This is a genomic window from Nocardia sp. NPDC049707 (assembly GCF_040674855.1).
GTDB lineage: Bacteria > Actinomycetota > Actinomycetes > Mycobacteriales > Mycobacteriaceae > Nocardia.
The window spans coordinates 133,917-147,921 of record NZ_JBFANN010000010.1 but is presented as its reverse complement, the minus strand read 5'-3'; the positions used below and the strand labels follow the sequence as shown (position 1 = coordinate 147,921).

The following is a 14,005-nucleotide window of genomic DNA, read 5'->3' as shown; positions in this document are numbered from 1 at the left end:
GTGGGGAGAACGGCCAGCTAGCCCTGATGCAATCCGCTCCCGCTCCGAGGACATTCAGGGGTTGTCGGAGCCGGGCGCACCTAAACATTCGCCGTACCGAGGGGGAACGATGCTGATCCCGAATCAGCCGCACCGAACGCCGTTTGTCGGCCCACCCGCCCCACTTGCGCTCGATGTCCCTGCTGATGTTGTCGAGCGATACCTAAGCGCGCTACACGAATGGCAACCCGAGCAAACGCCCACCGAACATCCTGACCAAGGGGTCTGAAATCCGATGGACCACATAGCTTTTGGCGATACCCCGTTGTCCCGATGTCACTTCTACCGGCGGGTGTGCGACCTGCCCGCCACCGTCGATCCTCCCCACCTCGGGCGGATCATCATGAAGGCCGACCACGTATGGGCACTCATCGTCCCCGCTCACCTCGGCCAAGCCGTGAAAACCTATATGCAACATTATGGTTCGGATATCGGGCCGATTCTGTCGCATCCACGTTCGAACCGGTGGACCCTGCTCGTCAGACCGGACATCCCCGACGACGTGTGCTTGTTCGCCGAGTTGTTTCGTCTGAACGTGTCGGTGGTGCGATCCGGTGGCACTGTCGCGTTGCCGTCACCGGTCGACAAGGGCGCGCAGTTCCGGCGCTGGATCGCGCCACCCCGAAGCGCGTTCCGGCCGTCCGGGCTTGTGGCGGTTGATGCGATCCGCGCGTGTTCGGCGCCGTTCCGGCCCGTCCGGAGGTGGGCCGCTCATGTCTGAATGTGACTGTGGGCCGTGGGTCAAACTCTCGATGTGCGGGATTGGGAGCTTCAACGGCAAGACCGGGGAGTTGGAGTCGGTCCAGCGTCCGTCGCGGTTCTGCATGACTATGGCCCCGCTGGTCGACGGGAAGATCGGCGACCATTACGGCATCACGGACATGCTGTCACCGTTGCCGTGCCTGTGGATCGGGGTTCGGGTTGTCAATGACGTTGACGACTTCATGCCCGATGGCTCCACACCAGTTCCGCCGATGCAGGAGCAGCGGCCATGAACACAAATACGTTCGCTCCCAAGGCAATTGGTGTTCTATCGCTTGATGTCAGCGGCCCGCACCGGTTGCGGGACGAACGAGTCATCACCGAGTTGGCGCAGCGACGCGGCTACGCCCTGACTGGACTGGTCACCATTGGTGATGACACGTTCATGCCGACAGCCCTCATTGTCGGGACGGCACGCGGCAAGGGAGCGGCAGCGGTCATCGCGCCCGACATGGCCCACTTCAGTAGCCGCGTACGGGCTATCGCTCTGGCGTGCGACCTGATCACGCCAACCAAGTTCGTGGCCTGCACCAGCACCGACCGATTACGGGAGATGTCATGAGTGAACACGCTTCCCCGCGACCGGAGGATCCAGACGTTCATCTGAGCGTGTACCTGCATGGTGCACGGTTCGACTTCGCCGCCTGCCTCACCGCCGCACTCCTATTCATTCAGGACTTCCGCGCCCATCACTACCCAGACGCGGTGCAGGTCATCCCCGGCGACACCGCTGAACTAACTAGGTTGCCCAATGAACGCCTCTATCTCGAGCCGTAGCCGCCTTCACTTCGACCGACCACACTCCCCGACCAAAGGCCAGCGGCGCGCAATGATCGGTACATCGAATTCCTTTGCTCACCAACAGAAATCCGAGGCAACCTACCTCGACGTGGCCGCCAACGACCACGGCCAGGAGAAGGGGCTACTCGTTCAACGTGCCCTGGCTCGGATTGCCGATGCCGGCCCACATATCGTCGAGATCGGCCCCGGTGGCGGCGCGGCCGTCACGTTCCTGGCGTCCCAACTGGAGGCCAAGCCCCACGATGTTCGTCTCACCCTCATCGAGGCACCTGGCATAACGTCCCACACTCTCACGCAGGCCATTGACCGTTTCAATACTGTCGGTACGTGCGCGCTGGTACGCGGGTGGGCGCAAGATATCGCGACGTTGGTCAATGGACCCGTCGATGTCATCAGCGCGTCGGCGCTGCTGCACGAGGTCTACTCCTACGGCGGTGCCTACAGCGGACTGCACACGATGATCCGGACCTTCCCGAGTGTGCTGAAACCCTATGGATTCTTCGTCTACCGCGACGTGTACGCCGTCGACGCGCCATCGCTGCACGAGCCCGCCGTCCAGTCCTACAGTGCCCCGTCATGGTTGCAGTTCCTGCGCCTGTTCCTGCCGCACTACCTCCACCACGGCACCCACCCCTACCACCACCACGACGACGAGATAATCGTCCGCCAGAACTCCCGCATCGTCACCGCCCCGGAACTCGACCCCCGCGTCTGCGCCGTCATCCACGCCCCGATCGGGCTGTTCCGTGAAGCGCAACGCCACTACATCACGCTGCGTGACCATGTATGGCGTTCGGGCATTCTGGGATTCACTCCGATACTCGACGGGCAACTCTCGGGGGACTGGATAGATTTCCGCACCGGTCACAAGCGCGTGCACTTTGCCTTCACCGATAGCGCGTGGATGTCTATCAACGACCGCGCCAACATTCAGGCGGTCAGCGAATCTTATGGCGACCATCACGTGATCGATGGCGACATCTTCGACGCCGTCACCGATGTCGCGCTGAACCTGTTCCTCGCAGCCGTCGAGCACGGCAACGACGACTGCGGCCAGATCTGGGGTAGCTGGCTCGCGCGCGAAGGCCGGGAGACCTACGCCTACCTCACCGCCGACGAGCTACTGACGGCCTTCGCCGTCCACTCCGCCGAGACCGACACGGGCATGCCGTCCGTTCTCATGCCGGTACAACCCACCGATGTCTTCGTGCGAGAACGCCACTACTACAACCGATTCCTCGGCAAGAACCTCGCCAACCCACTCAGCGACGCCAAGCAGATGGTGTTGTTCCAGAACATCCCCATCACCGACTCCGACGCCCTACAGGAGGCACTCGGAACCATCCGCCAACATTGTTCGAAACCCAGCCTTGCCCGCGTCCACACTGCCATCCACACGAGAGGATGATTCAGCCCATGCACTTGATCGAGGTCGAGCGTAAACGCGAACTCCCCGACCCCAGCTCCCTTCGCCAGCGGCTTACCGAACTCGGTTACCGCGAGGCCGGAAACCTCACCGAAGTCGACACCTACTTCAGCCGCCCCGATGTCGACTACATGAAAACCGTTGAGTGCCTTCGTATTCGGCAGCGAGACGGGTTCGCCGAAATCACTTACAAGCCACCGTCGAATGCCAGCACCCACAGCGACGCCGACGTGATCGCCAAACGCGAAACCAACGTATCTCTCAGTGGTCCCGATCAAGCCTCGGCGGCAAACCAACTGCTCGTCGCAATCGGTATGGTCGAACTCGTTCGCGTCGAGAAGGCTCGCACCATCTACGAGCACCCCGAACACGACGACATCATCGTCGCTATCGACGCCGTCACCTACGCCGGGACCTTCGTAGAAACCGAGGTCACCGCCGCAGATACCGACGCCGCAACCATCCATCTCGAAGAGGTCGAAACTGAACTCGGCATAGCCGATTACTTGGTCGTCGGCCTGTCCTACCGCGATCTGGTCATGGCCGCAGCCCACTGATAACAGCCTGAAGAGGACTTCCGCACACCCACCCTCGTCACGAAGGCAGCAACCACCAAACCCCGGTGTCAGTCCCACAGACACCGGGGTTTTCGCACATGGCGGTCCTGCGTCGTGCCGGATTCGGCTTCCCCATCCTGGAGCCTTGCGCCGTAGGTACCTGCCGGGGTGCGTCGCTGGATGTGCGGGGAATCCGATCGGTCCCGCGAAATCTGTTGTGCCGCAGGCTTGATTGGTTCATGTAGAAGAGTGAGAAGAATTGGGAGCCCCGGAAGAGAAAGAAAAGAAGAAAAAGAAGCCGGAAACCCAAGTACGAGGCGGGCAAACCGCAGCGGGCCACTGAACTGTTCGGTCAGGTGCTCGCCGATGGGGGACTGTCCCGGCGCGATGCCGGTTTCTTCAGTGCTCGACAGGCAAAAGCGCTCGCACTCAGCGGCGAACCAGACGAGGCCGCCACGGTGGCAACCCAAATCGGTCGCGGTGGCGCGCGAGACCCGTTCGGAGCGCGCGATGAATGTCGTTGTGGATGTAGTGCGGACGCTCGACCCTTGGAACCACCGGCCGAATGTGCGGCAGCTCCGTGAAGCCTTGATGCCGTCCCGCTAAGCCGTGAGCCAGTCCGCCGCGATGCGGATCACTTCGGCCTGGAACTTCTGGCTTTTCGGGTTGAGGTACTGCGGATCGTCATGGACGGCGAATCCGTGCTGTGATCCCTCGATTTCGACCAGCTCAACGGGTGCGGTGAATTGGCCGACAGCAGCGCGGGAACCATCGATTGGGACCAAGGTGTCTGCGTTGCCATGGACGATCAGAGTCGATGCCTTGATCTCGCCGAGGACTTCGTTCGGCTTCAGCCAGAACACCTCATTGAGCAGCGGCCGACCATGCCTCAGCGTCGGCGTGAACTGGATCGCTCCGGTTTCATTAAGTTCTTCGGCCTTCTCGTCGCTGATGACATCGTTCGTCCAGTAGTCGCGAGTGTCGATGGTGCGCTTCTTGTAGTCGAACTGCGGATTCAGCAACACCAACCGAGACAGATCCTCTGGGCGTTTGGCAGCGTAATAGCCACAAATGCCACCCCCGAGGCTGGCACCGAGCAGCGACAGGTCACTGGCACCTGTGGCGTCCTGCGCAGCGGCGAGGCTGACGCGGATGTCGTTGAGGATGGCGGAGAGGGTCAGTTCCTCTTGGCGGCCCTCGCTGTCGCCGTGGCCGCGAAGGTCAAACCGCAGCGACGCGATACCAGCATCGGCAAGGCCGGTCGCGAGACGGCTGAAGAAGCCTCCCTCCTCGCGGGTGACGCCACCACCATGCACCAGCACGATGGCGTGCGTCGTGGGGTGACCGGGAGTGACGAGGGTGGCTGCCAGGTGCAGGCCGTCGAGGGTGCGGACGCGGGTGATGGTGCTCGTCGGAACCACGGAGCTATATTCGACCGTAATACGTTCTGGGACATCGGGAACCCGTTCCCATGCCGGGGGCTCGGCCGGGCGGGCCGTCGAACCGGGTAGGACGAGCAGGAATACGAACGGCAGCGCGAGGGCCGCCAGGCCGAGCAGCACCGGACGCGGGCCGACCAAGTCGATCAGCGCGCCGGCGACGGCCAGGGCGAGCATGCGGACGGTGGCCGTCGCGGCTGTGTTCGCGGTGATCACCCGTCCGCGCACGGCATCCGGTGTGATGCGCTGGCGCATCGTGGCTACGATGATGAAACCCAGTGCTGAGGCGCCGTCGACTACCAGCACCGTCGCCGCCAGCCACAGCGGAGCGTTGAACAGGGCGAGCACACTGACCGCGGCACCGTTGACCGACAGCACCGCTGCCAGCAGCAGCGGCCATTCGGTGGTGTCGCAGAACCGGGCGAGCACCAAGCTGCTGATGAGGCCGCCGATACCCGAGGCCGACACGATGAGTCCCGTCGTGAGTGGTGTGAGGTGCAGTTCTTCGTTGGCGCGGACCAGCAAGGGCAGGAACGCCGCGGCCGCGAGCAGGTTCAGGTAGCACGCGCTCGCCAGCAGCACGGCCTGCGCCCGGTTCCTCCGCACCAGCCGCAGCCCGGCCAGCACGGACTCGTCGCCGCCGGATTCCCCGGGTGCTGGAATGTTCTTCGGCAACCGGGCCAGCAGCATGGCCGAGGTCACGAAGCTCGCCGCGTTGGCCATGAACGCCACCAGCGGGCCCAGCGCCTGCAGTAGCCAGCCACCGGCAGCCGGGCCTGTCAGCGTCGCTGCGGCGTCGGAGCCTTCCACGAAACCGTTGGCGCGCATGAGGTCTCGGTCTGCGACGAGGCTCGGCAGGTAGCTGCTCGCCGCCGTGTGGAACATCGCGTCGCCGACGCCGACTATCAGCGCGAGCAGCACCAGCGGCACCAGCCGCGCCCCGCCGAGCAGCACTTCCGCGCCGATCGCGACGTACACGACTGCGCGGACGATGTCGGCGGTCACCATCAGGTGCTTGCGTTCGCGGCGGTCCACCAGGGCGCCGATGTGCAGCGCGGCCAGGACCTGCGGGAGCTGGGCCGCTGCACCGACAACGCCCGCCGTGACCGCGGACCCGGAGGCCGCGAGGACTGCCAGCGGCAGGACGATGTCGGTGACGCGGTCGCCGAGGATGCTCAGCGCCCGTGCGGCGAGGAAATATGGCAGCGGTTTGCGCATCGACGCCGCGGGCGTCGGAGGCGTGGGGCCGCTGCTCACGTGGGCGAGTCAGCTAATGAGCGTGACGGGAATGATGACCTCGATGACCGGCTTCGGTGGCATCCCATTGGCGACGTACTCCTCGATGAGGCTCTTGATCTTGTCCGGGCTCTCGGTCGGGGCGGGCGTGAACCGATTGTGATTCGCAAGCGTTGGTGGCTACGATACCGCTGTTCAGGGCTTTGATCGTTGCCAAGATCACTGTCCGGCCATGAAAGCGGACGGGGCGCAAGTCGCGCAGCACTTGAGACCGTAGATCGTCATCGAGGTCAGAATTTGTGAGCTGTTCCTTCGATGTCCAGGCCGTCCCAATACCGTAGAAAGCCCTTGCGCTCCGGATCGGGATACCAGTTCGATGGCACTGTGCTCATGATCCCCCTTGCCGCAGTTCCTCTTTCGAGGATGCCAGCCCACCCCGAATGCTCGCAGGCCAAACGGGCAACTGTGTCCATGGCCATTGGTGATCAGGTTCGCACACGACATCGAAGCTGGAGACTTTCAGCGCAGCCATCTCACCCAATCGCGACCTGGTATACGCCAAGAAGCTTATGGCCGTCGGATTCTCGGCGATGTTGCATGCGAGCAGATCGACCCGCACGTGGGTGAGGTAGCCGCGCGGCTTGTGCCGACGCTTAGGTAACTCCACCCTGGCGCACGGATTCCGCAGTAGTTGGCGATCCTCTACGGCCGCCTCCGTGATCACCTCAAACCAGTCGGGCGACACGCGCTGACCGATCGATTAGTCTGTCGCGAAGTCGCCACCGTAGAACACAGTGGCTCACAAGGGGGAACAACACTGCATTTCGACACACTACCTCGGTTCGACAGCACGGAACTGCTGGAAGCCGGTGTGCGGCATCGCTGGCCGACTGGTGCGGTATTGCTACACGAAGGCGATATGTCCGATCACGTTCTGGTGATCGAGTCGGGCTGGGTGAAAGTGAGCTCGTCCGCGCCGAGCGGAAAACAGGTCGTCCTGGGCATCCGCGGCCCCGGCGAGTTGCTCGGAGAGCTCTCCGCGATCGATACAGGTGCACGCTCGGCGACCATCACCGCCATATCACCGGTCATCGCAACTGCTGTGCAGGGCAGAGTTTTTCGCGCATTGCTGATCAGCGACGGCGCGCTGACGTTCGATCTGTTGCGCACTGTGGTAACCCGGCTGCGCGAGGCCGACGTGCATCGCCTGGACTACGGCGCATACACCGTCACCGAGCGGCTGGCCCGGCTGCTGCTCGAATACGCCCAGCGATATGGGCGCCCCGACGCGGATCGGGTGGTCATCGCCCTGCCATTGACTCAGACCGAATTGGCCAACGCGGCCAACGCATCCCGCGAGGCCGTGGCCAAGGCATTCAAGCACCTGCGTGAGATCGGCGCGATCAGAACAGCTCGCCGTTGCGTGGAACTGCTGCGGCCCGACCTGCTCGCTGAAGTCGCCGAAGGTCTGCCGAATGTGTATTCGGACGCAGACACGCGCGACCCCCGCCGATAGACCTGGGGGACCGCCAGATCCACAGGCACGTCGCACAAACCAGGAGAAGTCATGCCCGAACCCACGCACCGTTCCTTTGTCGTCGTGGACGCCGAGAATTCCGAATCCTTGACCAATGTGCAGGGCGAGGCCATGCGCGCAACGCTCTACCGCATCATCGATGGCGCGCTACCACACCCCGAAGCCCTTGTGGCTCAAGAGGATCGCGGTGACGGAGCCATGCTGATACTCGGCATTCCGGTTCTGGACGTCCTCGACCGGGTCGTCGGCGCAATGCTGACCGGCGTGCGCGAACACAACAGTGCAGCGGGCCCGATGAACTGGCTGCGGGTGCGCATTGCGGTTCACGAAGGTTATGTCGGCAGGGACGACAAGGGTTGGTCCAGCGACGCGCTCACCGCGACATTCCGGATGAACTCCGAGGAAGTGGTCAAGAAGGCGCTCGAGCGCGCACCCCGGGCGGACGCGGTCGTCGTGGTCTCGGACCCGGTTTTCGGCGGCTTGGTCCGGCACAGCTACCGGGACACGGTGACGCCGGATGAATATGGCAGTGTCACAATGCATTCGAAAACCGGCGACCAGCGGATCTGGGTTCGCATACCGGGATATCCGCAGCCGCCGCTACCCCAATCCGATTCCGTCCCAGCAGGATCCGCGAAGGCCTCCACCAATGGACCGGGCACACCCGGCGCGGGACCGAATGACGCCACCATCCACACCAAGAACTTCATAGGCGGCAACGCGGTCATTGGCACTCAGGTGGGTGGCGACAACATCAACGGGCGATCATGAGGGAGGCCGATCCCGAAACACCGCCCACGGATGGTCGGACCGACGGTAAGGAAGCCGAGAATTCCAACGCCAAGCCACGCGGCGGCGACACCCCCGAACCCGCCACCGACATCAGCCGGAACCCCGACACCGCCGAGCAGGACGACAAGAACAAGCAGGACGAACAGACACAACAGCCTGAGCAGACCACCGACGATGACCTGCTCTATGAGACCCGCGCGACAGCCGCAAGCATGTACGACGCGGTCGACGCGATGCGCGGCATCCCGCCCGGAGCGCGACATGTGTTCATCCACGCCACCAACTTCATCGGCGGCGACGCAACGATCGGCACCCAGGTGGGCCGCGACAACCTCGGGAACACCACGAACCACCGCACCGTGGCGCGCGGCGAGGTAACAACCGAGCGGCTCGAGCGGATCCGCCGAATCTTTGTGGAACCAAAGGTATTTCAGGATATCCGCCGAAGACTCGGCGCGCAGTCACTCCTGCTGCTGCGCGCACCACAGGGCTGGGGGCGCACGACGGTAGCGCTGCGCGCGCTGGACGAAGAGTCCACGACGAGTGTGTACACCCTCGAACCCGACGTGGAGCTTCGCTCGCTGGAGATCGAATTCACCCGGCACACCGGATATCTGATGGAGTCGTTCGGTCCCGATCAGGCTGTTCATCTGCATCGGTTCCACCTCGAGCAGCTGAGCGGGAGACTGAGCGAGCAGGACTGCCTGATGATCGTCCTGCTGGACAACGCCACCGCCCTGCCGCCCGACCTCGGCGAATTCCTCGTCGACGCCGGCGATCCCGCAGACACAACCGAGTTGGTCCGCAACCATGTGCGGTACCGTCTGGACCGCGATCCGGCCGAGATATTCGACCTGCCCGAAGTGGGCTCACTTCTGGACAGATACATTCGGGACCGGCCGGCCGCGCGTGTTCTCGCGCAGCTGGGCGACGAGCTGGCCGATGTTGCCGACGAACGCACCGAAATCACCGAGGTTCACGACCGTCATGACGCCGCGATCGGTGAGGGTTTCCGGCAGTGGTTCGACGAACAGCCCAGCCTGGAAGCCCGCGCCTTCACGATCGCACTGGCGGTCTTCAACCGAATGCCGCTGTACATCGTGTCCGACGCGGCCCGCACGCTGGCCCGCGTCATCGCCAGCGAAGAGCAGCCCGACGAAACACCCGCATGGCCGGTGTTCGGATCACGCAACAGTGAACTCATCGCCGCGGCGCGGGCGCGGTCGTACCGGTCGACCGAGAACACCATCTACGGTGAAATACCGGTCCACGTAGTCGAATTCACCGATCCCAGTTACCCACCCAAGGTCCTCGACCGGGTATGGCAGGAGTATCACACCGCCCTCGAGCTGGTGCGCGACTGGCTGCGGACACTAGGGAGCAGCTCCGATCTCAGGGTCTGTGTGCACGCGGGAGTGGCAGCGGGCCTGCTGTCCACCTTCGAGTTCGAGCATGCGCGCACGGTGGTCATCGAACCATGGGCGCGCAGCGGCACACGATACAACCGGGCTGCCGCGATGGCCGCGTTGCAGTTCCCATTCCTGTATTCCGATCTCGCACCACTTGTTTCAAGAATGCTCGACACCTGGTTGCAGCGTGACCAGCCGCTGGCGTTGCGCGTCACCGCCGCGCGGGCACTGGGCAGCGAGATCGGGCAGGCGATGCCCGAGACGGCCATTCCACGGCTGCGACGCGCGGCGCGAAGCACCCGGTTCTCACTCCGGCTGGCCGCATCGTTCTCGATGGCCCAGCTGTTCTGGTCGGGCGGGCTCACCGACCGGATCCTGAGTGAACTGCTGCGCTGGACCAGACCCGCGGCCCGTCCTCGATTGCGCGACACCGGATTACGGTGCGTGCTGGCCCTGAGCCGCTACCGGCGCGTACGAACCGAGCAGGGCCTACTCGAGTGGCCTGTGGCAGTGTGTCTGACCGGGACACGTCGTGAGGCCATCATCGCCCTGTTCGCCCGCCTGATGGAAAGTCCCGGCCATCCACCCGACACCTATGCCGAGATCCAGGACTGGGTCAGCATCGCCGAGAAGGACCCGAATCTGCGCGAACCGCTCGCGCGCTTCCTGTTCGATCTCGGAAATGCCATGCAAGACATCGAGATTCTTCCCTACCACCTGAAGGAATGGGCCACCGAACCCAAGGGGCCCCGGCGCGCGGTGCAGGAGCTGCTCACGATCCTGGATTCGATGGGACGAGTCGACTCGAAACAACTCGATTCGAAGGAACGAACGGAATGAATGCGAATAATCCGGAGATATTGGTCCTCTACTTGGCGATGTCCGGCGAAAGCTGGCGTCAATTCCGCCCGCAATCGGAGGGATATTGGCTGACCGTCTCGCTGGACCGGAACGGCCGCCTAGCGCCGATCGAACGAAAACCGGCTGCCCTATTCGGAACCCGGCCTGCCGGGGTATTCTGGGTGAATGTCGCGGTCCATCACGCGTCATTCCAGGTCGAGGTACCCACCGCCGAGAACGCGCTCAACTTTGTCGTCCAGACGCACCTGTCCTGGCGGATCACCGATCCGGTGCGGGCGATCCGGGACAATGTGCAGGCTGCGGAGTTGGTCTACCGTCCGATCGTCGAACAACACCTTCGGACGATGGGCCGCAAGTTCGACGTCGACCAGTTCCTCGACGCCGAGCAGCATGTGAATTCATTCTTCGCTTCCCACCCCATCGAATTGGGCTACGGAATGACCTTGCTGGAATGCCGGGTGCAGCTGCGGCCGGACGCAGAAACACTCGGCCATCTCCGGCACCGGACCCTGGACCGACGGGCCGCGGAACGGCGGCTCGCCGAGCACCACGACGTGCTGCGCGACACGGAACTCAAACATGAGGAGAACGACGCCGGACACGGCCTGAACCTGCAGTCCGCCAGGTTCGAGCACGAGATCGCCAACTTGAAAGGGCAGAACTCCATCGAGCGCGAACAGATCCGGATGGATCACTATCTGCAAGCGCTGCGCGACGGCGATCTCAGCATGTTCGCGCTACGGCTGGCTTCCCGCAGGGACGATGTCGGTAAGGTGATCGCGCAGCTGGCCGTCCAGCACAACATCAACAAGCAGAGCGCGCGGGAGATCATCACCCTGTTGCTCGACAAGGGCATGCTGAACAAGCGGGACGGCGACCAGCTTCTGGCGAAAGTCAACGCGCTCATCGACAGCGCCACCAAGCCGACCGCGGTAGGAGATTCCGCCTCGAAGCCGCACATCGAGCTGAGCGCGTCATCGATCATCGCCGATACCGCAGCGCTCAGCGCTCTGGACACCGAGCCGGACGACGACGAGGAAGACGACGAGGACGAAGACATCTGACCCAATTCCACAGTGGGCCAACGTATCCCCGTCCTCGCCGAGCCGTCATTCGCCAATACCGGACAGCGACGACACGATGAACCAGACCACGAACGCGATCAGGCTCACCGCACTCCACCGCAATGCCACCGCGAACCTGCGATATTTGCCGCGGGCGACCTCGGCGAGCACCGCGGCCTCCCGCCACGCGTGATCGGCCAGCACCGCAACGCTCGGCCGCCGGTCGATCTCGGTGGGAAAGGTCGGGAAGCTGAACCAGTTCCCGGCCCCGGCGCCGCGCAGGTTCGGCCGCAAGGTGGCAGCCAAGTACAACATGCACACCAGCAGCGACACCCCGAGGGTGGCGGCCACCACGCACGTGAGCACGGTCGTGTGTATGCGGGAGGCCGCAATCAGCCCCGTCAGCGCGAATCCGTTCGCGGTCAGCAGCAATCCGACCTTCGTATCGGTTGCAGCGATGACGCGATTGATCTCCGACACCGTCCGAAGTGCCGTGGACAGATCCTCAGCTGGACCGAGCCGCCCCATTCGGAGTTTCCTGCGAGCCGTCTTCACCATGCCAGGTTTCATATGACCAGAACACCAGTGCGCCACAATGGTTTCCACGTACAAGTGCACACTCGGAGATCGATCTGGCGGGGCGCGGGTCCTGGTCGGTGACGACGTCGCCGATACCGGAGCAGCCCTTCGGCTCGTCCGCGATTTCTGCGCTGATAAGCTCGCCGAGATCCGCTGCGCGGTCATCTATTGCAGCGCCGCCGTTTTCGATTCTGACCTTCCCCGCGGTCCAGGCCGGCTACATCGGCACGGTCGATCTGGTGATGGGCCTGGCAGGTCTATCGCTGACCATGCCAGGACGGTCGGGGCGGAGGCAAATCCGGTAGCACTGTTCGAGCGCTTGTCGGTCAGACGGGGAGTCGGCGGCGCCGAACATTCTTCTGTGACAAGCCGGCCTGGCAAGGCGTATCCGGGCATGCTGCTGTTGGGCGACCACAACTTCGCAATGCAGGTGCTGCGCTGTGCTGTGCTTGGCAGAGCGGCGGGTCGTGCAGCAGCTTCTGGACAGGGTTCGTATCTGTCGCAGCCGGTGACCGATGTCGAGCCTCATTGCAGCCGTCACCATGTCCGCACGGCTTGGACACCGTGCCAGAAGGGGGGCCGTCATCGGGGACCTGTTAGGTCGTGCATGTTGGCTATCGTCGGAACGAGCGCTAATGCCGATGTGCGAGGGCGTGACGCGGCTCTTATCACCGGGAAAGTCGACATCTGGTGCAGTACCGATGATTTTGGGGGAGCGCTGTCGTCAGCACTCCGGAACGACGAATTGCACCGCGTTCCCTCGACGGGACGATGCGCGAGTTACATCTCCGTGTACCCGCCGGGCAGCACCCGAACTGGAGGTTTCCTCGTGTCGAATGTCATTTCCCGTGATGCCCTTTGGGCGATGGCTCATGCCGAACGTGCAGTCCTGGCCGACGATCTCGGTCAATTGGACGACGGGCAGTGGCGCCAGCAATCGCTGTGCGGGCATTGGGTGGTCGAGGAAGTCGTCGCACATCTCACTGCCACAGCGAGCACCGGTCGGCTGCGCTGGCTGTCCAGTGTGCTCGGTGCCCGCTTCGACTTCGACAAGCACAACAACCGGCAACTGGCCGAGCACCGCGGTGCGACCCCCGCCGAAACCCTCGAACGGTTCCGGGCGATTGTCACCAGCACCACCGCGGCATCAGGGCACACGGCAGCCTGGCTCGGTGAGGTGGTCGTCCACGCCCAGGACATCCGACGCCCTCTCGGGCTGCCCCGCACACCATCAATCGAAGCCGCCACTAGCGTCGCCCGTTTCTATGCCAGCCGTGACTTCACCGTGCCCAGCCGCGGCGCGATCGAGGGCCTGCGCTTAGAGGCGACCGACGGACTCTTTGCTGTTGGAACCGGCCCCCTGGTCAGCGGAACAACGATCGCGCTGACCATGGCGATGGCGGGCCGGTCGGCCTACTGCGATGACCTCGCCGGGCCTGGTGTGCCGACCCTGCGCAGCCGCGTGACCACTCGAGCCGGCAGCGGCAATATGTGACACCGTCG

The 14,005-nt window shown here is 63.7% G+C and carries 13 protein-coding genes and 1 pseudogene; 10 read left to right on the top strand and 4 right to left on the bottom strand.

The window, feature by feature from the left end; genetic code table 11:
* Positions 1–752: 752 nt before the first annotated feature.
* The 5 genes from AB0J29_RS12640 to cyaB are packed head-to-tail and all read left to right on the top strand — an operon-like array spanning position 753 to position 3,585.
* Positions 753–1,034 carry a hypothetical protein gene (locus AB0J29_RS12640; RefSeq protein ID WP_364783743.1) on the top strand — a complete coding sequence of 94 codons (282 nt, stop codon included), beginning with the start codon at positions 753–755 and terminating at the stop codon, positions 1,032–1,034.
* Complete coding sequence (locus AB0J29_RS12635) at positions 1,031–1,363, top strand: hypothetical protein (RefSeq protein WP_364783740.1); 333 nt, start codon at positions 1,031–1,033, stop codon at positions 1,361–1,363. The genes AB0J29_RS12640 and AB0J29_RS12635 overlap by 4 nt, the downstream gene beginning before the upstream one ends.
* Positions 1,360–1,578, top strand: a complete 219-nt coding sequence (locus tag AB0J29_RS12630) for a hypothetical protein (protein WP_364783737.1) — start codon at positions 1,360–1,362, stop codon at positions 1,576–1,578. Before AB0J29_RS12635 ends, AB0J29_RS12630 begins: the two co-directional genes overlap by 4 nt.
* Positions 1,579–1,630: 52 nt before the next feature.
* Positions 1,631–3,010, top strand: a complete 1,380-nt coding sequence (locus AB0J29_RS12625) for a hypothetical protein (protein ID WP_364783734.1) — start codon at positions 1,631–1,633, stop codon at positions 3,008–3,010.
* A gap of 8 nt (positions 3,011–3,018) precedes the next feature.
* Positions 3,019–3,585, top strand: coding sequence for a class IV adenylate cyclase (gene cyaB, locus AB0J29_RS12620; RefSeq protein ID WP_364783731.1), 567 nt, complete (start codon positions 3,019–3,021; stop codon positions 3,583–3,585).
* A 602-nt stretch (positions 3,586–4,187) separates the two neighbouring features.
* Here the strand turns inward: cyaB and AB0J29_RS12615 are convergent.
* The 3 genes and pseudogenes from AB0J29_RS12615 to AB0J29_RS12605 all read right to left on the bottom strand — a co-directional run bounded on the left by AB0J29_RS12615 (position 4,188) and on the right by AB0J29_RS12605 (position 6,652).
* Positions 4,188–6,281, bottom strand: coding sequence for an MFS transporter (locus AB0J29_RS12615; RefSeq protein ID WP_364783728.1), 2,094 nt, complete (start codon positions 6,279–6,281; stop codon positions 4,188–4,190).
* Positions 6,282–6,290: 9 nt separating this feature from the next.
* Positions 6,291–6,419 (bottom strand): annotated as a pseudogene (locus tag AB0J29_RS12610) (DUF6423 family protein); the annotation flags it as partial.
* Positions 6,420–6,550: 131 nt separating this feature from the next.
* Complete coding sequence (locus AB0J29_RS12605; RefSeq protein WP_364783725.1) at positions 6,551–6,652, bottom strand: DUF2510 domain-containing protein; 102 nt, start codon at positions 6,650–6,652, stop codon at positions 6,551–6,553.
* A gap of 479 nt (positions 6,653–7,131) precedes the next feature.
* On the opposite strand from AB0J29_RS12605, the gene AB0J29_RS12600 reads away from it, so the two are divergent.
* The 4 genes from AB0J29_RS12600 to AB0J29_RS12585 are packed head-to-tail and all read left to right on the top strand — an operon-like array spanning position 7,132 to position 11,923.
* Positions 7,132–7,776, top strand: coding sequence for a Crp/Fnr family transcriptional regulator (locus tag AB0J29_RS12600; protein ID WP_364783722.1), 645 nt, complete (start codon positions 7,132–7,134; stop codon positions 7,774–7,776).
* A 51-nt stretch (positions 7,777–7,827) separates the two neighbouring features.
* Positions 7,828–8,568 (top strand): hypothetical protein, encoded by a 741-nt coding sequence (locus AB0J29_RS12595; RefSeq protein WP_364783719.1) that lies wholly within the window; start codon positions 7,828–7,830, stop codon positions 8,566–8,568.
* Positions 8,565–10,838 carry a hypothetical protein gene (locus AB0J29_RS12590; RefSeq protein ID WP_364783716.1) on the top strand — a complete coding sequence of 758 codons (2,274 nt, stop codon included), beginning with the start codon at positions 8,565–8,567 and terminating at the stop codon, positions 10,836–10,838. The genes AB0J29_RS12595 and AB0J29_RS12590 overlap by 4 nt, the downstream gene beginning before the upstream one ends.
* The gene (locus AB0J29_RS12585) at positions 10,835–11,923 is read left to right on the top strand and encodes a hypothetical protein (protein ID WP_364783713.1); all 1,089 of its coding nucleotides are present in this window, start codon (positions 10,835–10,837) and stop codon (positions 11,921–11,923) included. Before AB0J29_RS12590 ends, AB0J29_RS12585 begins: the two co-directional genes overlap by 4 nt.
* 45 nt (positions 11,924–11,968) lie before the next feature.
* Here AB0J29_RS12585 and AB0J29_RS12580 read toward each other — a convergent pair whose 3' ends face one another.
* Positions 11,969–12,451 carry a hypothetical protein gene (locus AB0J29_RS12580; protein ID WP_364783710.1) on the bottom strand — a complete coding sequence of 161 codons (483 nt, stop codon included), beginning with the start codon at positions 12,449–12,451 and terminating at the stop codon, positions 11,969–11,971.
* An 880-nt stretch (positions 12,452–13,331) separates the two neighbouring features.
* Here AB0J29_RS12580 and AB0J29_RS12575 point away from each other — a divergent pair.
* Positions 13,332–13,997, top strand: coding sequence for a maleylpyruvate isomerase family mycothiol-dependent enzyme (locus AB0J29_RS12575; RefSeq protein WP_364783707.1), 666 nt, complete (start codon positions 13,332–13,334; stop codon positions 13,995–13,997).
* Positions 13,998–14,005 lie beyond the last annotated feature (8 nt).